Origin of the sequence: Vibrio sp. 10N.261.51.F12 (assembly GCF_041471725.1) — a bacterium.
Lineage (GTDB): Bacteria > Pseudomonadota > Gammaproteobacteria > Enterobacterales > Vibrionaceae > Vibrio.
The window spans coordinates 1-19,476 of record NZ_JBFROV010000041.1 but is presented as its reverse complement, the minus strand read 5'-3'; the positions used below and the strand labels follow the sequence as shown (position 1 = coordinate 19,476).

The window sequence follows — 19,476 nt, the reverse complement described above, 5'->3', positions numbered from 1 at the left end:
TTTGAGGTTATAGCTGTATGAAACCTACTAATGATCAAGTCGCAGCGCAGGTCAAACCTGCGAAAAGCGCAAATCTCCTGTACAACCCTACCTTTCGCTCCGTTGTCTTTCAGGCCATCGCTGTTCTAGCGTTAGGTGCGTTTTTCTACACTATTGTAACGAATGCATTGGATAACCTAGCAGCCCGTGGTATCGCTACTGGTTTTGACTTTCTTTCTGAAGAAGCTGGATTTGGGATCGGTTTATCACTTATCGAGTACGATGAAACCTTCTCTTACGGTAGAACTTTTTTTGTTGGGCTTTTGAACACTGCTCTTGTTTCTGTCCTCGGCATCATTGTTGCGACAGTGCTTGGTTTTGTTATCGGCATCGCCCGACTTTCTTCTAACTGGCTAGTTAGCCGATTTGCCGCTGTCTATATTGAAATTTTCAGAAATATCCCACTATTACTACAAATATTTTTTTGGTATTTCGCTGTTTTACAAGCACTTCCCTCGCCAAGACAAAGTATGAGCCTAGGTGAAGCCATTTTCCTAAACGTCCGAGGACTTTATTTCCCAGCCCCAGTAATGGAAGCAGGCAGTAGTATCGTTATTGCTGTGTTTGTTATTGGTATCATTGCGACACTTGGTGTCAATATATGGGCTAAAAATAAACAAAAGTTGACTGGCCAACAAACCCCTATGTTTCGCATCGCGCTCGGCCTTATGGTTGGAGCACCACTGATTGCTTATTTTGTAATGGGTATGCCAATCTCAGCGCAATATCCTGTATTGAAAGGGTTTAACTTTAAGGGTGGTATCAGTATTCTCCCCGAGCTGGCGGCTCTTACCATTGCTTTAAGTATTTACACCGCCTCCTTCATTGCCGAAATTGTTCGTTCTGGTATCAACGCGGTCAATCACGGTCAAACCGAAGCGGCCATGTCTCTTGGCTTACCACGTACAAGGACTCTAAAACTAGTGGTCATTCCACAAGCAATGAGAATCATCATTCCACCACTAACCAGCCAATATCTTAACTTAACTAAAAACTCATCATTAGCGATGGCTATCGGTTATCCAGACTTGGTGTCTGTTTTCGCCGGAACAACCTTGAACCAAGTTGGCCAAGCAATAGAAGTTATTGCCATGACTATGGGTGTTTATCTCACTTTAAGCTTACTAACGTCAGCATTGATGAACGTGTACAACCGCAAAGTAGCATTGGTGGAGAGATAATATGTCACAGCATCAATTTCAACCAGATCTTCCACCACCAGCCAACACAGTGGGTTTAGTGGGATGGTTACGAAAAAATTTATTCGACGGACCAGTGAATTCGATTTTGTCACTCATCGTTGGTTACCTATGCATCTCGCTTTTATGGCAAGTCGTAAACTGGGCATTTATTAATGCTGATTGGGTAGGAACAACTCGTGATGCATGCTCTAAAGAAGGTGCCTGTTGGGTATTTATTAGCGTGCGCTGGGAACAGTTCATGTATGGTTTTTACCCACAAGCCGAACTTTGGCGACCACGCTTATTTTATGCAACGTTAGCTATTTTTGTCGCTTTGCTTGCTTATGAACGTACGCCTAAACGCTTATGGATATGGTTGGTCTTTGTTAATATCTATCCATTCGTGGCAGGTGCTCTGCTTTATGGCGGTGTATTTGGGTTAGAAGTCGTTGATACGCATAAATGGGGTGGCTTGCTAGTCACGTTAATCATTGCCCTTGTTGGTATCATTGTGTCTTTACCCATTGGTGTTGCACTTGCGTTAGGCCGACGATCCGAAATGCCAATCATTCGAAGTATCTGTACGGTATACATTGAAGTTTGGCGTGGCGTGCCACTTATTACTGTGCTATTCATGGCCTCTGTTATGCTTCCCCTCTTTTTGGCGGAAGGCACAGAAACAGATAAGCTAATTCGTGCGTTAGTCGGTGTTGTCCTATTTAGTGCCGCGTACATGGCCGAAGTGGTCCGTGGTGGCTTACAGGCTATCTCTAAGGGGCAATATGAGGCCGCCGATGCGCTTGGGTTAAGTTATTGGAAAAAAATGGGGCTCATTGTGTTACCTCAAGCATTGAAGATTACCATTCCTTCAATCGTTAACACTTTTATCGGTCTTTTCAAAGACACCAGCTTAGTACTCATCATCGGCATGTTCGATGTGTTAGGTATTGGTCAGGCAGCGAATACCGACCCTGAGTGGTTAGGTTTCTCTACGGAAAGTTATGTATTTGTCGCGTTAGTGTTCTGGGTATTTTGCTTCAGCATGTCGAGATATTCGATATGGCTTGAGAATAAACTGCATACCGGTCACAAACGATAAAACGGAAATTCAAGGACGTATTATGACGCAACAAGAAGACTACATGATCCAGCTTAAGGACATGAATAAATGGTACGGTGAGTTTCACGTACTGAAAAATATTAACCTAAGCGTTAAAAAAGGTGAAAAAATCGTTATTTGTGGCCCATCGGGCTCTGGTAAGTCTACGATGATTCGCTGTATCAATCGCTTAGAAGAACACCAAGCTGGTAATATTTTCGTTTCTGGTACTGAGCTTACCGAGGACTTAAAAAACATCGAAGCCGTGAGAAGAGAAGTAGGCATGTGTTTCCAACATTTCAACCTCTTCCCTCACCTCACTGTGTTAGAAAATTGCACGCTTGCACCTATCTGGGTAAAAAAAATGCCTAAAGAAGAAGCAGAAGCCGTGGCGATGAAATACCTTGAACGTGTAAAGATTCCAGACCAAGCCGCCAAATATCCGGGTCAGTTATCTGGCGGGCAACAACAACGAGTCGCCATCGCACGTTCACTTTGTATGAACCCGCAGGTCATGCTTTTCGACGAACCAACCTCAGCGCTTGACCCAGAGATGGTTCGCGAAGTACTCGATGTTATGGTTGAACTCGCTGACGAAGGGATGACCATGCTTTGTGTGACACATGAAATGGGCTTTGCAAAAGAAGTCGCCGATCGAGTTATCTTTATGGATGCTGGCGAAATCATCGAAGAAAACAACCCTATTGATTTCTTCGAGAATCCACAATCAGACAGAACACAAAACTTCTTAAGTCAGATTTTGCATCATTAAATTAATAACCATTAAAAAAAGGTGGCGAATACGTCACCTTTTTTTGTGGATTCAATAATTTGCAGATGTGACACATTGTGTTACATCTTACTACATACTTAAGCAACTATTTTTATTATGATTTTGTAAAGTGACTTATAATAGGAAAGCTTGATTTTTTGAACAATCGGCCCCATAACTAGTCATATAAGTAAGTCAATCATCTACGAGGAAGATTATGAACGGTCCTATGGTATCTCGCACTTCGTCTGAAGCGAGCGTTCTACAAACGAACAAAGTACTACGCAACACGTATGCCCTACTCTCTATGACTCTACTGTGGTCTGCAGTAGTGGCTGGTGTATCTATGGCTATGGGTCTACCGCGCCCTGGCATCATCATCACTCTAGTTGGTTTTTACGGGTTGCTTTTCTTAACTGAGAAAAACCGCGACAACTCTATGGGGTTAGTATTCACATTCTTGTTTACTGGCTTTATGGGCTATACGATTGGTCCAATCTTAAATGCTTATTTAGGTGCCGGCATGGGTGACGTCATCCTAACCGCTCTAGGTGGCACAGCGCTATCGTTTATGGCAGCGTCGGCTTATGCACTCACCACCAAGCGTGATCTTTCTATGCTTGGCGGCTTAATGTTGTCACTATTTGTTGTTTTAATCGTTGGTATGATTGCAAGTATCTTCATCCAATCGACTATTATGCACCTTGCGCTTAGCAGCTTGTTCATTGTGTTCTCCACAATGGCTATCCTGATGACCACTCAAGGCATTATTCGTGGCGGAGAAACTAACTACATCTCAGCAACGATTACATTGTTCGTATCTATCTACAACATCTTCATTAGCTTACTAAGTATCCTTGGTATCATGAACGACGATTAATTCGTCAACGTTGTCTAGATTTGAAAGCCCGAGATTTCCTCGGGCTTTTTTGCATTTGATCCCTCTACACTCCCAATGACATCCTTGAATTTACCTCACCCTTTGAGCTACCATCCCAACGTCACTAATCAACAGATTGATACTATGTTCCAATATCAAAACAAAACCATAAAGACTGATGCAGAAGGATACCTACTTAATTTTGAAGAGTGGGAAGAAGGTATGATGACAATTCTTGCAGAGGATGAAAATATAGAACTCACCGAAGCGCATATTGAAGTGGTTATGTTTGTTCGAGAGTTCTATAAAGAATTCAATACATCTCCAGCAGTAAGAATGCTGGTGAAGGCAATGGAAAAAGCACACGGACCCGAGAAAGGTAACAGCAAATATTTATTTAAGCTGTTTAAAAAAGGCCCCGCAAAACAAGCAACTAAACTGGCAGGGCTCCCTAAGCCAGCGAAATGTCTTTAACTTTAATGAAAACTCTCAAGCATATACGCATCAAAGTATCTTGAATCCGCTGTACGATTGATGGTCACATGGTTTTTCAACAACAGACTCTACCCGCGCTGTTCGAGGGCCTGTTGTTAACCAAGCTTGGAGACGTTCTACATTTCGTAGTGTACCGCACACTACGACCTCCACCGAACCGTCATGTAAGTTTTTTGCATACCCTTTTGTTTCTAATCGTAAACCTTCATGACAAGTGTGGTATCGAAAACCTACGCCTTGCACAAGACCTTGAATAATAAACTTCTTACAAACATCCATCTTATTACTCACTTTGCATTAATTATTAAAATAGTAGGCGCAATTATGTGCAAATAATACCTAAACATGGTTATAACGACTGCATTGTTTGCATTTATCTAAAACTTCACACAAAATAGCCGCCCTTTCTTTGGCAAAACCCGTAAGGCATCCCATGACTCCAGCAATACATCTCGTAAAAGGTCGTGACAAGTCACTAAGACGTAAACACCCTTGGATTTTTTCACGCGGCATCTCTCGCGTAGATGGACAACCAGGACTGGGCGAAACTGTCGATGTCTTTGCTGATAATGGCGAATGGTTAGCCAAAGCCGCTTTTTCTCCTAACTCACAAATCCGAGCACGTGTGTGGAGCTTTCAAAAAGTTGATATTGACGTTGATTTTTTTGTTTCTCGCATTAAAACCGCTCAGCTTCTTAGAGAAGATATCATCACACGAGATGGACTCACTGGCTACCGTCTGATCGCAGCCGAATCAGACGGGTTACCGGGTATCACTATCGACAAATATAACCAGTTTTTGGTGTGTCAGTTATTGAGTGCCGGCGCCGAGCACAATAAAGATGTACTTGTTCAAGCCTTACACATTTGTTTCCCAGAATGTTCTATCTATGAACGCTCGGATGTATCTGTGCGGAAAAAAGAAGGTCTTAAAGAGCGCACCGGAGTGCTATTGGGCGAAGAGCCGCTTGAGCCAGTCGTTATTGAAGAAAACGGCGTGAAGATAAGCGTTGATATTATCAAAGGACATAAAACAGGTTTCTATTTAGACCAAAGAGATAGTCGGTACCAGTCTCAAAAATACGTCTCTGGCAAAGAAGTACTTAACTGCTTTAGCTATACAGGCGGATTTGGCCTCTACGCGCTCAAAGGTGGTGCAACACGCGTCATCAACGCTGACGTATCTCAATTAGCACTCGATACAGCCAAACAAAACGCACATTTGAATGGTTTTAAAGGCAAAGAAGCGATATTCCTTAACGCAGATGTCTTTAAATTATTGCGTGAATACAGAGATCAAGGCACAAAATTTGATGTCGTCATCATGGACCCGCCAAAGTTTGCTGAGTCAAAAGCACAACTCAATGGCGCGTGTCGGGGTTATAAAGACATCAACATGTTGGCCATGCAAATCCTAAAGCCGGGCGGCACGTTACTTACTTACTCTTGCTCAGGCTTAATGGAGCAAAACCTATTCCAAAAAATCATAGCCGATGCTGCATTGGATGCCGGACGTTCAGTTAAATTTGTTGAACGCTTCGAACAAGCCGCCGACCATCCAACAGATACGGCATACCCAGAAGGCTTTTATTTAAAAGGCTTCGCTTGTAAAGTCCTTTAGTCCAATATCTCTACATAACAATTAACACTTTTGACACTAAGCCACTCATTTTTATAAGAGTGGCTTTTTTTATGCCATCATTGTCTCAATTTTGAGACACGCTCCCACTCTTTCTATTGAACAACCGAATTTCTCTACTATTTTCAATAATATGTTTGTAGTTTCGCCCTTTAAGCGAAAAAGATTTGAAAATTCTTAGTTTAGATACACGAACATTGCAAATCCCATTTGATATTGCTTCATAGGTCGCTATAGTTTAGTAATAGATAACGTAACCTAATGAGTTAACTTACATTATCAGATAATAAAAACGACAACGTTTGTTCATAACAAGCCTTATCGAAGAAGTAACGTCGCATAAGGGTCAAGGAGAGTCACATTGAACAAGTTAACAATTTCAGCAGTCGCCTGTTTTGTGGCAGTTAGTCTTCCTGCTGCAGGCCAGACGCTAGAACAAGCGGTTGCAACCACTTTGGCCACCAATCCCGACATCAAAGCTGCGTATAACGAATACGTCAGTAAGCGATATGATGCAGAGGCATCTGTTGGGGCCTACAGACCAAAAGTCGACCTTGACGGCGGTATCGGTTACGAACGAACCGATTATGATCGTGCAGACTCACTAAACAATCGTAACGAAAGCCTTACCAGAAAAGAAGTGGGCATTAGCCTCACCCAATTACTTTGGGACGGCAACGAGACCTTCAACGACATGGACAGAACAGCAGCTGAAGCTGAATCTGTGCGTTATCAACTTTTAGCAGATGCGTCCGATATCGCATTGGAAGTATCCAGTATATATTTGGAAGCGACCAAAGCTTACGAAATCCTGTCGTTGTCCGAAGCCAATCTAGAAGTGCATAAGAAAATCTATTCTGATATCAAGAAACGGGTTGATTCTGGTATTGGTTCAACTGCCGATTTGTCACAGGTTGAAGCACGTATTGCCAAAGCCCATGGTAACTTACTGGCTGCACAAAATAACCTATTTGATACCCATACCCAATTCAAACGTCTAGTTGGCCAAATACCTCTAGGTCTTACTTACCCTCAAGCTGATCTGGTTGCAATTCCTCCGACGGTAGACCAAGCATTAGAAATAGCGGTTCAACAACACCCTGTCATCCGTATTTCTCAAGTTGACGTCGATTCGGCACGCTTTCAATATCAACAAACAAAAGGGGTTAACTACCCTACGTTCTACATAGATGCAGGTCACAATTGGCGTGATGATGCTAGTGGAAATATAGGAACTGATAATGAAACCAGAGCCATGGTGCGCATGCGTTACAACCTCTATAACGGAGGCTCAGATTCAGACCGTACCGAGTCCGCAGCCTATCAACTAAACAAAGCCAAGGATTATCGAGATCGCACATTCCGCATGGTTGAAGAAGGGTTAAAACTGTCTTGGACCGGGCTTGAGTATACGGTTCAGCAGAAAGAATTTTTATCTGATCACGTAGATTCTGCATCCGATACGGTTGTGGCTTACCAGAAACAATACAAGATAGGCAAACGCACGCTGCTTGATGTACTCAACACTGAAAATGAGCTATTTGAAGCACGAAAGGGTTATCTAGATGCTAAATATGCAGAGCAGTTAGCTAAGTACCGCGTTATGAATGCAACCGGTAACCTGTTACAGGGATTACGCATTGACACGCCTCAAGAGTGGAATGAAAAGGTGGAGTACTAAATCATGAAACGACATAATCTTATGATGCTATGTAGCTTGTCCGTTTTTTCGCTAACAATACAGGCAACCACTCAAGAGCAAGATAAATACGACTATATTCCAACGCCACTTGCCGATCAAAAGGCAGATTTAGTAGACGATGATAAGGATGGCGTAATTAATGCGAGAGACTTATGTGTGGTTACGCCTGACGGTTCAGTCATCGACAATGACGGTTGTGAAAAATACATCGATACGTCACAATCAATGGCGATTCGTGTATTGTTTGATAACAACTCAGCAGTAATAAAGCCCGTATTTCAGAATCAAATTCAACAAATGGCTGACTTCTTAGCGACCTATCCAGAAACAAAAATTGAGATAGAGGGCTATGCCAGCATCATCGGCAATCCAGACAAGAACCTTATTTTATCCCAAACGCGCGCGGACGCGGTCCGACAAGCCATCATCGATAACGGGATTGATCCTACTAGGCTGACCATCATTGGGTTCGGTGATACAAAACTAGAAGAGCTAGGGTCAAGCGAATTTGCTAATGCAATGAATCGTAAAGTAGTCGCATCCGTCATCGGATATAAAGGCGAAGTTGAACAGCAATGGACTATCTTCACTAAAATTGGCAAATAGGCTGTTTTAACAACAATATATCTTGTAGGGCAGTCAATTGTACTGCCCTTTTTAACGTCCTTCATTTAGTTCTATCCCATCTCGTGCTACTCTTAAGCCAGTTATTACTAAGAGTATAAAAATCATGAGTAAATTGACTTCAGATGTCGAACAAAACCTAGCGCTTTTCATCCAAGAAACCAAAGCGTCTGAGCTGGTTTGGGGCCTGAAAAACGATGAAGGTTGGTTGGCATGTGACTCAACAGAATTCGAAAATTCTGAAGTAATGCCATTTTGGTCTTCGGAAGAAGAAGCAAAAACGCATAACGTTGAAGAGTGGGCTGATTTTGAAGTACTGCATATCCCGCTAGATATTTTTGTTGAAGACTGGTTACTTACTCTTGCTGAAGATGGTGTCTTAATCGGTGCCAACTGGAACGCTCAGCTAGATGGAAAAGAAATCGAACCGTCTGATGTTGCAAAACTTTATCTAAAGTAGTCAACGCTTCAAGACGATAAATCGTTTTGATTCGTGTATATACCTTAAGATAAAAAAATAGAGGCTAAGGCCTCTATTTTTTTATCTGTTGCTTATCGATTTTATTTGACGGCTAAGGAGTCTAATACCGATTCTTTGTTATCGAGATAATGCTGCAACCCTTTTGCCCTTAAATCGCAAGCCGGACAATCACCACATCCATCACCAATGACACCGTTATAGCATGTCAGTGTTTCGTTACGGACCAAGTCTAACGACCCTAATTGATCGGCCAATGCCCATGTCTCTGCTTTATTTAGCCACATCAAAGGTGTTTGTATCGTAAAGTTCCTGTCCATCCCTTGCACTAACGCCGTGTTCATCGCTTTAACAAACTCGTCTCTGCAATCAGGATAACCAGAAAAATCCGTTTCACACACGCCTGTAATCACGGCTTCGGCACCGATTTGATAAGCGTAGATACCAGCTAATGTAAGAAACAAAATATTACGGCCAGGTACAAAAGAGTTCGGTAAACCGTTGGCTTGCAGTTCATGAGATACAGGGATGTCATCACGCGTTAACGAACTGATCGCCAATTCACTCAGCAAACCAACGTCCATTACTTTGTGAGCCGTGACACCAAGTTTAGTCGCTAACGCTTGAGCGACTTCAATTTCAAGCTTATGACGTTGTCCATAATCAAACGTAATTGCATGGACTTCATCATACTCTTTTAACGCCTTTACTAGACATGTCGTCGAGTCTTGTCCACCACTGAATACCACTACGGCTTTTTTCATGGGTCTGTTTCCTAATCTTATTATGCAATACTTAAATATTTATGCGTCTGAACCGATAGACGCCAGTTTCGTTTAATGCACGTTTCAATGCATAGATCTGTCGCTCGCGTTTTCTGACTGATTGGCTGTAATGCAATGATCACCGCTGGATTCAGCGTGACATCAGCGAGTAACTCATCTAACTGGTCGATATTTTTTTGTGTTGCGACCGGGTGTTTAATTTCGTTGGCTCTTTCTAATGCCGATCGTAGTACCGGTAGTTTACCTTTCATTGCCACTTTTGGTGACACTGTCACCCATGTGTTTTGTGTCACCATCACAGGTGCGGTCCCGCTGGTTTCTATTTGGCAATGGCAACCAATATCTTCAAATGCCTCGCAAAGTTGAAGAAGATCATACTCACAAGGCTCACCGCCAGTAATTACAATATGCTTAGCGCTGTAGCCAAGCTGTTTGTATTGTTCAATTAACTCGCTCGCCGTTGCATTGTACCAAGTAGGGTCATCCCCCTGTTTGGCGATAACTTCACCAAACGAACGCTCATCTTCGTTGTCGGTAAACCAAGTTTGCTTGGTATCGCACCAAGCACAGCCCACACTGCACCCCTGTAAGCGTACAAAAACAGCAGGGACGCCTGTATAGACACCCTCGCCCTGAATGGTTTCAAACATCTCATTGATTTTAAATTGCGTCGTATTCATTGAACATTGCTGATGATGACTAATGTGCAGACCTTAAAGTAAGCGCATAAGAAATTCAATACAAACTCTTCGACTAAATTTCTGGTACTTATACCTGAGTTTTTTTATGCTAGTGTCGTCGTTTTCTTTTAAGGTAAGTTATTGTGTATAAACTGATCGCCATTGATATGGATGGCACCCTGTTAACATCAGACAAAAAAATCACCGACCGCACTAAACAGGCAATTCATGCCGCTAAACAAAAAGGCGTCACAGTGGTTCTCGCATCAGGTCGGCCAATTAACGGCATGATCGATGCTGTTAATGAACTGGGACTTAACACCCCAGATGACTTCATTATTCACTTCAATGGTGCTTTCGTACAAAAAGTACAAAGCGGCGAAGTACTTCATCACCAAATATTAGATGGTAAAAGTGCAAAAGAAGTGGCAATACTCGCAAAAAAACTTGATTTGCATTGCCATGCATTTAGCGAAGAGTTGGGCCTCATCACAACCGAATCAAACCCTTACACCGATCATGAAGCGAAAATAAATAAACTCGATATCACTGTTTTTGATTTTAACCAACTGGATGATGATCATAAAATAATAAAAGCGATGATTGTAGGCGAACCAAGTAAGCTCACCCTTGGAATCTCAGCAATTCCCCAAGCTTACTACAAAGATTACACCATTGTTCAAAGCGCCCCCTTCTTCTTAGAATTCCTGAATCCTTTAAGTAATAAAGGCGAAGGTGTCAGTGTCATAGCGAAGCAACTTGGACTGTCAGCCGAACAGGTTATGTGTTTTGGTGATGCTGAAAATGACCATCACATGATTAGATATGCCGGCAAGGGTGTCGCGATGGAAAATGCCATGGATGAAACAAAAGCTATCGCGGATTACATCACTGATAGCAATGATAATGATGGTGTGGCCAAAGCAATAGAAACCTTTGTGCTATAGTAAAATCAAAATGATACGACGTTCTCTTGTCTTTAAATAATGGTACAACGATGACAATACGCCTGCTTCTTAATGGAAAAAAAGCCGCTCAAGATGACATCCGACACGCTGTTTATCAGCTAAGAGAGGAAGGTCATAGCATTGATGTTCGTACAACCTGGGAAACAGGTGACATTGCTCGTTTAGTATCAGAGGCTAAAGAACAAGGTATAAACCGTGTTGTAGCCGGTGGCGGGGATGGCACGGTTAACGAAGTCGTCGATGCCATTTTGTCACAAAAGCACTCTGATCTTGATGTTGCGATTTTGCCTTTAGGCACAGCCAATGACTTTGCTAGCGCATGTGGTATACCCACCGATAACCCCTATGAAGCCCTCAAGCTCGCACTAGATGGTAATGCTCACTCTGTTGATGCTGCTCGTGCAAATGATCGATTCTTTATTAATATCGCCACTGCTGGTTTTGGCGCACAAGTAACCGCAACGACGCCTGTCGCATTAAAAAACTTTTTAGGTGGAGGCGCTTATACACTCTCTGGGTTAATCCAAGCGATAAACTTCCAGCCATTTAAAGGCGCCGTCCGATACGATAACCAACTCGTAGATAGCAATATCGTCATTGGCGCAGTGTGTAATGGCAGGATGGCGGGCGGTGGACAAGTCCTAGCACCTCGCGCTTGTATCGATGATGGGTGGCTAGATGTCATCTCACTAGAAGAATTCGAGCCAATCGATATCCCTAATGTGTTAGAAGAGCTCTTGAGCGAAGACACGCTCATGGGCAGGTTTGTAAAACGCAATCAGGTCAAAACTATTGAATGGTTGTCTGATTCAATAATGCCAGTAAACCTTGATGGTGAGCCGCTGTCTCAAAAACGCATTACATTTGAGGTTATCCCCTCTGCCATCCAACTTGTCGTTCCAAACCACTGTTCTCTCTTAAGCAAAAATTGCCCTAACTAGGCTTACTTAGCGTTTCTACGTAATGAATGATTAATATCCGCAATAAATAAGAAAACCCCCAGTGAGTCAAATCACTGGGGGTTTATTTTGGTGAGTCGTTAGCCTCTTGCCAACTCCACCATTTCTTCTTTTTGGCCGGCAGCAGGGTTATTAAATTTCTCTACGTCTAATGACCCTTCTGATTTCGCTACGATACACGTCACCGCGCTGTCACCCGTGATATTAACCGCAGTACGAATCATATCCAGTAAACGGTCGACACCCATGATTAATGCAATGCCTTCCAGTGGTAAGCCAACTTGGTTTAGTACCATTGCTAACATGATCAAACCCACACCTGGAACACCTGCAGTACCGATAGACGCGATAGTGGCGGTTAGGATAACGGTTAGGTAATCCCCCATCGTCAAGTCGATATTAAAGGCTTGAGCGATAAACGCAGTCGCAACACCTTGCATGATTGCGGTACCGTCCATGTTAATGGTTGCACCAAGGGGGATAGTGAACGATGCCACTTTGTTGTCTACACCTAAGCGGTTTTGCGCCGTTTCCATCGTAACCGGGATGGTTGCGTTTGAAGACGCCGTTGAGAATGCAAACATCACTGCGTCTTCCATCTTCTTCAAGAATATCTTTGGACTTAGGCCAGTGAAGGATTTAAGCAAGACGCTGTAAGTGACGAGACCATGAAGCAGCAACGTAGCGCTTAATACTAGGAAGTATTCAGCTAAATTGAAAATCGCACTTAATCCAAGACCAGTAAATAATTTTGCCATTAGGAAGAACACACCATATGGCGCGATGTTCATCAAAAGTGCAACCAGCTTCATAATGACTTCATTTAAGTCTTGGAACATCGCCGCTACACGTTCGCCTGGTTTACCCGCGGCACTGATTGCTATCCCGAACAATACAGCAAAGACTATAACTTGAAGTGTTTTCCCTTCCGCCATCGCGCTAATTGGGTTGGTTGGGAACATATCAATGATAACTTGTCCCAGCGATGGCGCTTCAGCGGAAGCAAATGAACTGGCCGCAGTTAAATCTGCACCTTGGCCTGGTTGGAACACCGTGCCCATCGTTAATGCGAGTGTAATCGCGATTGCCGTTGTGGCAATATAGAACACGACCGTTTTACCACCTAATCGGCCTAAAGTCGTCACGTCTTTAAGTGAGCTTGTTCCGCAAACAAGAGAAACAAAAACAAGTGGGACAACAAGCATTTTCAAACTGGCAATAAAGATTTGTCCACCGACTTCAAAAAGACCATTTACAATGTATGCGTCTACAAATCCATTTTCAGCAAAGAGGCCTCGAATTGCGAAGCCTGTTAAAATACCTGCAACCATACCGATGATCACTCGAGTCGTCAGTGACATAGGTTTCTTGGCGTTAGTCATAATTACTCCTTATTTTTATGTTGCATAGTGATGGAGTCATCAAAAGCGCCTGCAGATTAGCAGTAAGAAGCGTCAGATTAGAATGATAAATTTGTTTCGCTAATCCGGGTCGTGATCGAGATCACACTCAAAACCCCCACCCTTAACAATACCACAACAAATTAAACTACATATATCGCCATTTTCAGCATAAAAACAAACATTGAAACAGGTTTAATATATTAATATCTTTTAAAAGTGACATTAGAAAAAATAATATCACGCATCACTAGTCAAAAAGCTTACCAAATAAACAAAAATACCCAACACTAAATGCTGGGTATTATTATTTTTCCACATATAAATCTAAGTTACGCTCTCGATGTGTAAATCAAAGATGATGGCGGTATCCGCTGGCACACTTTGGTGAGCATTTTCTTTATAAGCTAGATGCCCTGGTACATACAGTCGCCATGTTGCTCCAATATTCATCTGTTTTAAAACGATCAACCATGACAAGGGAACTTGGTGTAATTGCACAGTTAGAGGTGTTGCAAGGTGAGTTGAACCATCCACTTGCTGCCCGTTGAGCAACCAGGTTTTATGTCGGATCGAGACTTTACTTTCAGGGATAATCTCAGCAGATTGCGCACCGTTATCGATAATTTCATATTGAATGCCAGAGCTATGCGTCACCACCGATGTACGGAGCGCATTCTTACTAAAGAATTCATATTCACGATTGGCTTTTTGTTGCTCTAGCGTCGCTTGAGCAGATTTTTGCTGTACTTCAAGTTCATTTTTTAGCGACTCAGCGTTGTCAGAATCAAATGGCCACTCTTTTTGTAAAAATGTATCCATGATTGCTTCTTGAATAATCTTGATGTTCATTTTTGGAAACGATTTCTTCGCTAATTCGACAGCGATTTCTCGCCCCATAATGTAGCTTACTTTTTGTTCTAACGTCTCAAACTTCATCATAACCTCAATATTTTCCAATACATCATTCATATTAAGGATCCCTACCATAAAAAAAAGTATTTTACGGATACATTGGCCTGCGTTACGTTATGCCTCACGTAAAAAAGAAGCCACATTCCGTGACTTCTTCATACGACATAAAGCAATAGCTGCTCTGTGTTACACCGTTGCAATATTGGGCATCGCTATTTGCTCTTCTACAGGCGAATCCTTAATTGGCAGTGTTTGTCGAACGTATTGACCAGGGGCTGTACCAAGTACGGGATAGTCACTGTTACCAATAGAAAATGGTTCTATCCATTCTTGTTCGTTAAACTGATTCAGCCAGTTATTCCAATGAATCCACCAAGATCCCTTCTGGTGTTCGGCATTTGCCATCCATTCCTCAGGTGACTCTTCTAAGGAGCTATTTACCCAAAAGCCATATTTGTCTTTCGCTGGGTGATTAACAATACCGGCGATATGACCTGACTCTCCCAATACAAACGTTTTGCTACCGCCGACTTTTAATGCGCCTCTGTAAGTACCTTGCCACAGCGCAATATGATCGTCCTTGGCCGAGATAAAATAACTCGGCACGTTTATTTTATTGAGATCTATCCAAACGCCTCCTATTTTCACGCCTTTGTCTTCTATAAGACGATTTTCCAAGTAGAGGCTCCGCAATAGAAAATTATGAGTAGACGCGGTAACGTTTGTGCTATCGCTATTCCAATAGAGAAGATCGAAGTCAACAGGGCTTTCGCCCTTGAGATAGTTATCTATATAGTAATTCCAATACAGACTGTTCTCTCGCAACAGACTAAACGTCACACTAAGTGAGCGTCCATCCATGAATCCCTGTGCGTTATTTTGAGCTTCTATCGCGTTGATAATAGGATCATTGATATACGCTCCGACTTCACCCGGTTGGGAAAAATCAAGTAACGTGGTGAAGAATGACGCAGAGGCAATGCGCTTTTTCATTCGTTTCGCCGCATAATAAGCGATCGTCGACGCTAGAACCGTGCCGCCAATACAGTAACCTGCAGCGTTAACTTGCTCACGACCGGTTATTGATTCGATTGCCGTCACCGCTTTGACGACACCCTCTGTAACGTAATCACCAAACTCAATTTGTGCCTGTTCGACGCCAGGGTTACGCCAAGACATCATAAAGACCGCTTGACCTTGTTCAAGTAACCACTTCACCATCGAGTTTTGTTCGCGAAGATCAAGAATGTAATACTTGTTGATAAACGGAGGAACAATAAGCAATGGCGTCGTGTTCACTTTTTCCGTTAGTGGGCGATACTGAATGAGCTCGAATAACTCATTTTGGTAAACGACCTCCCCTGCAGTGCTCGCAATATGCTCACCAATTTCAAAAGATTGAGTATTGGTCATACGAATCTTCAGCACATCGGCACTAGACTTCATATCTTCTTGAAGTTGCTGCATGCCCGCCAACAAGTTTTCACCATTTTGCTCAAGTGTGAGCTTAAGTAGTTCTGGATTGGTCGCGATAAAATTACTAGGAGAAAGCGCATTCAATGTTTGGCGAGAGAAAAACGACAAACGCTCCTTTGCTTTCTCATCAACACCTTCGACAGAATTGATGGTGTTTAGGTACGTTTGAGTAAACAACACATACGATTGTTTTATACAGTTATAAAACGCTTCCTCACTCCAGGCGCGGTCTTCAAAACGACGATCGCCTTTTTCCGAATTAACGATATCGGCCTTTTCGTTACCCAATGCTGCATTTTGCCAAATCTCTAACTGTTGCATCCACCAATTCATCTGGATATCCAACATCACAGCCGGTTGCTGAGATGCTTTTTCCATAAACCGAGCCGTATCTTCTATATTCAGTTCATGCATCGCTGTCGAGAGCGGGTTACTCGCGGCTGCCTTGCCTTGCTCGAAGTCTTGCCACCATTTCTGGTTACTTTCCTGCAGCGTTACAAGGTAGTCCGAAAAAAAGTTTTGAAACATAACTCAAACCCTTTTCCTATCAATTAAAAAAGGGTCTCGAACACTAGTGCACTCGAAACCCTTGGTATTTACACCCCAGCGCCAATTATGCCGGTGTATTCGTTTTTATTGTTTCGGTTGTGAGTGCTTCAAGGTCGTCTTTAAACTCTTTCGCCACTTTTTGCAGCTTATTGCTGTCGTCTGCCATTTGTTGAGATAGGCGAGTTAGTGATGTGACCTGTTGAGTGCTAAAAACCGTCAACGAAGACACATCCTTAATTTCAGCAACAGCTTTCATTTGTGATAGGCCTAACTCAGTATATGAACGCATTGCATTCAACTGTAACTCAGTCATCGTCTCAATATTCTTCGTCATTAATTGATTAAACTTGGTGTATGGTTCAATCGTTTTTTCTGACTGCTCATTAAACATCTTAAACATATCTGTATACATAACGGTGTCTCCTAAAAAATAATAGTGATATTGGGATTAAATTTGATTAACAACGTTTGACGACAATGGCTGTACCCATGCCACCTCCAACACATAGTGAAGCGACGCCATATTCGTGCTGCTCGCGCAGCATTTCATGTACCAAGGTAACGACAATGCGATTCCCTGATGCACCAAGTGGATGACCAAGTGCGATTGCACCACCATTAGGGTTCGTTTTTTCAATAATTGATTCTGCAGGAATAGCATAGTCATCAGCGAGAGTTCGAATAACACCTATCGCTTGCGCGGCAAACGCCTCGTTAAACTCAAACGTATCAATATCGGATATCGAAAGCTGCGCTTTTTCTAACGCGTTATGAACGGCTTTTACTGGACCTAACCCCATAATATTGGGATTAAGCCCACTTTGAGCTGTCGCGACGATTTCACAGATCGGTGTTAAGCCCATGCGTTTTACTGCGCTTTCCGAGGCAACCACGACAGCGCTCGCACCGTCGTTTATACCCGATGCATTCCCAGCCGTAACTGACCCCTCTTTATCAAAGGCTGGCCTAAGCTTCGTTAATCCAGCTAACGTGGCATCTGATTTCGGGTATTCATCTGTTGCAAATGAAACGATTTGACGTTTCACCGTAATGTCGACTGGCACAATTTCATCGGCAAAACGACCTGCTTCTATCGCCGATACTGCTTTCATTTGACTTTCTATTGCATAAACATCTTGTTCCGCACGAGAAATACCGACATGTTTAGCCACATTTTCCGCGGTCACGCCCATATGGTAGCGATTGAAGACATCGGTTAACCCGTCGGAAACCAACAAATCTTTAGCTGACATATCACCCATTTTATGGCCAAAGCGAGCCGTCGCAGGTAATGCAAAAGGTATTTGGGACATGACTTCAACACCAGCCGCAACCACGACCTCGGCTTCATTTGCCTTTATATGAGCAACGGCATCCATGATCGATTTCATACCACTTCCACATACCATGTTCAGTGAATATGCCGGTACCTCGTCTGGGATTTCAGCATAAATAGCCGCTTGTCTGCCCACACCCATTCCTTGATTAGCACTGACAACATGACCAACAATGACTTCATCAATGTCTTTAACATCAACAGGGCAAGATGCTAGGGCACCCTTGATCGCTTCAGCCGCTAACAGCCCAGCTGAATAATTTTTCAGACTCCCTCCAAAACTACCAATCGGAGTACGTTTTGCGGCAACGATATATATTTTTTCCATAATTAGTGCTCCGTTAAGCCATGTATAAACCGCCATTGACAGACAAGGTTTCACCCGTAATATAAGCGGCATCATCACTTGCTAAAAAAGCGACCGCTGCCGCTATTTCTTGAGGTCGCGCTAATCGTTTAAGTGGGATCGACCCCTTGATTGAATCAAGGACTTCCTCTCGCATTGCCTCGACCATTGGTGTGCCGGTATACCCGGGCGCAATGACATTGACCGTCACGCCAGAGCGAGCACCTTCAGCAGCCAGTGCTTTTGAAAAACCAATCATGCCAGCCTTAGCAGCCGAGTAGTTAGTCTGGCCAAATTGTCCCTTCTGGCCATTCACTGAAGAGATATTAATAACGCGCCCACCACCTTTCTCACACATTGCTGAAAATAAAGGTTGAGTGACGTTAAATACACTGTTCAAATTCGTATTAATCACGTCAAACCACGCATCCGCTTTCATTTTCTTAAACTGGCCATCTCGTGTAATTCCTGCATTATTGACCACGAGATCGAATGTACCCTCTTCTTCTTGAAGTTGTTCAAGCTTCTGATGACACTCTTCGGTATTCGTAACATCCAGTTCAAATAAGCGTACTTGATCATCAGAAAAACCTTTTTCTTCAAACCATTCTTTCGCACATTCATAATTGCCAGTATAATACGTAGCTACTAGCCTATAACCATTTCCAACAAGACGTGATGATATTGCAGAACCAATACCCCCTTTCGACCCTGTTATTAATGCGAGCTTATTCATCCCTTTACTCCATTCTAATTAAGTAATGCATCATTAAATAACTTGTTATTAAATACCAGTTCAAATCGCAAAGGGTTATTTATTTACAATCAAAGCTACGCAGCAAATATTACAAAAAATAGAAAGCAAAGAGGTTTAATAAAACATTAATATAGCAGTGTGACAAATGATAATTTCATTATTTAAATCAACCCATAACAACACAATAAATCTTTTAAAAACAAGTAATGATAGTTATTAATTTTATTGATTCATTTGTAATTATTGCTATCGTTAACACTAACAATATAAGGTAATGATTAAAATGATATTACCAAGAACGGAGCGGCGATCTAACTGCCGATTACCATGAGTACACTTGATTTATATCTGAGGCAAAATATATTTTATTATCGATACGTTGACGGAAAATTATTG

Annotated in this window: 20 protein-coding genes; 11 read left to right on the top strand and 9 right to left on the bottom strand. The window is 42.5% G+C overall.

What is annotated here, in order from left to right; all coding sequences use genetic code 11:
* Window positions 1–17 precede the first annotated feature (17 nt).
* The 5 genes from AB4405_RS21275 to AB4405_RS21255 all read left to right on the top strand — a co-directional run bounded on the left by AB4405_RS21275 (window position 18) and on the right by AB4405_RS21255 (window position 4,445).
* The gene (locus AB4405_RS21275) at window positions 18–1,220 is read left to right on the top strand and encodes an amino acid ABC transporter permease (RefSeq protein WP_372062735.1); all 1,203 of its coding nucleotides are present in this window, start codon (window positions 18–20) and stop codon (window positions 1,218–1,220) included.
* 1 nt (window position 1,221) lies between these two features.
* A complete protein-coding gene (locus AB4405_RS21270; protein WP_372062734.1) occupies window positions 1,222–2,319 on the top strand; it encodes an amino acid ABC transporter permease in 1,098 nt (365 codons plus the stop codon).
* A gap of 22 nt (window positions 2,320–2,341) precedes the next feature.
* On the top strand, window positions 2,342–3,091 hold the full coding sequence (locus AB4405_RS21265) for an amino acid ABC transporter ATP-binding protein (RefSeq protein WP_102467803.1): 750 nt from the start codon (window positions 2,342–2,344) through the stop codon (window positions 3,089–3,091).
* Between the two features lie 217 nt (window positions 3,092–3,308).
* Window positions 3,309–3,971: a Bax inhibitor-1/YccA family protein gene (locus tag AB4405_RS21260; protein ID WP_102467804.1), complete on the top strand. Its 663-nt coding sequence runs from the start codon at window positions 3,309–3,311 to the stop codon at window positions 3,969–3,971.
* A gap of 144 nt (window positions 3,972–4,115) precedes the next feature.
* Entirely contained in the window at window positions 4,116–4,445 is a 330-nt protein-coding gene (locus AB4405_RS21255) for a TusE/DsrC/DsvC family sulfur relay protein (RefSeq protein ID WP_102467805.1), read from the top strand.
* Between the two features lie 30 nt (window positions 4,446–4,475).
* Here AB4405_RS21255 and yccX read toward each other — a convergent pair whose 3' ends face one another.
* The gene (gene yccX / locus AB4405_RS21250) at window positions 4,476–4,745 is read right to left on the bottom strand and encodes an acylphosphatase (protein WP_372062733.1); all 270 of its coding nucleotides are present in this window, start codon (window positions 4,743–4,745) and stop codon (window positions 4,476–4,478) included.
* Between the two features lie 154 nt (window positions 4,746–4,899).
* Here yccX and AB4405_RS21245 point away from each other — a divergent pair, with 154 nt between their 5' ends.
* The 4 genes from AB4405_RS21245 (at window position 4,900) to AB4405_RS21230 (ending at window position 8,891) form a co-directional block, all read left to right on the top strand.
* Window positions 4,900–6,087, top strand: coding sequence for a class I SAM-dependent methyltransferase (locus AB4405_RS21245; RefSeq protein ID WP_372062732.1), 1,188 nt, complete (start codon window positions 4,900–4,902; stop codon window positions 6,085–6,087).
* A gap of 379 nt (window positions 6,088–6,466) precedes the next feature.
* Window positions 6,467–7,786, top strand: coding sequence for a TolC family outer membrane protein (locus tag AB4405_RS21240; RefSeq protein ID WP_372062731.1), 1,320 nt, complete (start codon window positions 6,467–6,469; stop codon window positions 7,784–7,786).
* 3 nt (window positions 7,787–7,789) lie between these two features.
* Window positions 7,790–8,413 (top strand): OmpA family protein, encoded by a 624-nt coding sequence (locus AB4405_RS21235; RefSeq protein ID WP_372062730.1) that lies wholly within the window; start codon window positions 7,790–7,792, stop codon window positions 8,411–8,413.
* A 124-nt stretch (window positions 8,414–8,537) separates the two neighbouring features.
* On the top strand, window positions 8,538–8,891 hold the full coding sequence (locus tag AB4405_RS21230; RefSeq protein ID WP_102467810.1) for a DUF2750 domain-containing protein: 354 nt from the start codon (window positions 8,538–8,540) through the stop codon (window positions 8,889–8,891).
* A 101-nt stretch (window positions 8,892–8,992) separates the two neighbouring features.
* On the opposite strand, the gene queC is transcribed toward AB4405_RS21230, so the two are convergent.
* Together queC and queE are read right to left on the bottom strand one after the other, a co-directional pair.
* The gene (queC, locus tag AB4405_RS21225; RefSeq protein ID WP_372062729.1) at window positions 8,993–9,673 is read right to left on the bottom strand and encodes a 7-cyano-7-deazaguanine synthase QueC; all 681 of its coding nucleotides are present in this window, start codon (window positions 9,671–9,673) and stop codon (window positions 8,993–8,995) included.
* 20 nt (window positions 9,674–9,693) lie between these two features.
* Window positions 9,694–10,374, bottom strand: a complete 681-nt coding sequence (queE, locus tag AB4405_RS21220; protein WP_102467812.1) for a 7-carboxy-7-deazaguanine synthase QueE — start codon at window positions 10,372–10,374, stop codon at window positions 9,694–9,696.
* 143 nt (window positions 10,375–10,517) lie between these two features.
* Here queE and AB4405_RS21215 point away from each other — a divergent pair, with 143 nt between their 5' ends.
* Together AB4405_RS21215 and yegS are read left to right on the top strand one after the other, a co-directional pair.
* The gene (locus tag AB4405_RS21215) at window positions 10,518–11,321 is read left to right on the top strand and encodes a Cof-type HAD-IIB family hydrolase (protein WP_372062728.1); all 804 of its coding nucleotides are present in this window, start codon (window positions 10,518–10,520) and stop codon (window positions 11,319–11,321) included.
* A 50-nt stretch (window positions 11,322–11,371) separates the two neighbouring features.
* Window positions 11,372–12,283, top strand: coding sequence for a lipid kinase YegS (yegS, locus tag AB4405_RS21210; RefSeq protein WP_372062727.1), 912 nt, complete (start codon window positions 11,372–11,374; stop codon window positions 12,281–12,283).
* A gap of 98 nt (window positions 12,284–12,381) precedes the next feature.
* On the opposite strand, the gene AB4405_RS21205 is transcribed toward yegS, so the two are convergent.
* The 6 genes from AB4405_RS21205 to AB4405_RS21180 form a co-directional block, all read right to left on the bottom strand.
* Complete coding sequence (locus AB4405_RS21205) at window positions 12,382–13,683, bottom strand: dicarboxylate/amino acid:cation symporter (protein ID WP_372062726.1); 1,302 nt, start codon at window positions 13,681–13,683, stop codon at window positions 12,382–12,384.
* 345 nt (window positions 13,684–14,028) lie between these two features.
* Window positions 14,029–14,673, bottom strand: a complete 645-nt coding sequence (locus AB4405_RS21200) for an FKBP-type peptidyl-prolyl cis-trans isomerase N-terminal domain-containing protein (protein ID WP_372062725.1) — start codon at window positions 14,671–14,673, stop codon at window positions 14,029–14,031.
* A gap of 129 nt (window positions 14,674–14,802) precedes the next feature.
* Window positions 14,803–16,620, bottom strand: coding sequence for a class I poly(R)-hydroxyalkanoic acid synthase (phaC, locus tag AB4405_RS21195; RefSeq protein ID WP_372062724.1), 1,818 nt, complete (start codon window positions 16,618–16,620; stop codon window positions 14,803–14,805).
* Window positions 16,621–16,705: 85 nt separating this feature from the next.
* The gene (locus AB4405_RS21190) at window positions 16,706–17,053 is read right to left on the bottom strand and encodes a phasin family protein (RefSeq protein ID WP_102467818.1); all 348 of its coding nucleotides are present in this window, start codon (window positions 17,051–17,053) and stop codon (window positions 16,706–16,708) included.
* A gap of 46 nt (window positions 17,054–17,099) precedes the next feature.
* Entirely contained in the window at window positions 17,100–18,305 is a 1,206-nt protein-coding gene (locus tag AB4405_RS21185; protein WP_372062723.1) for an acetyl-CoA C-acetyltransferase, read from the bottom strand.
* A gap of 13 nt (window positions 18,306–18,318) precedes the next feature.
* Complete coding sequence (locus tag AB4405_RS21180; protein WP_372062722.1) at window positions 18,319–19,059, bottom strand: SDR family oxidoreductase; 741 nt, start codon at window positions 19,057–19,059, stop codon at window positions 18,319–18,321.
* Window positions 19,060–19,476: the final 417 nt, after the last annotated feature.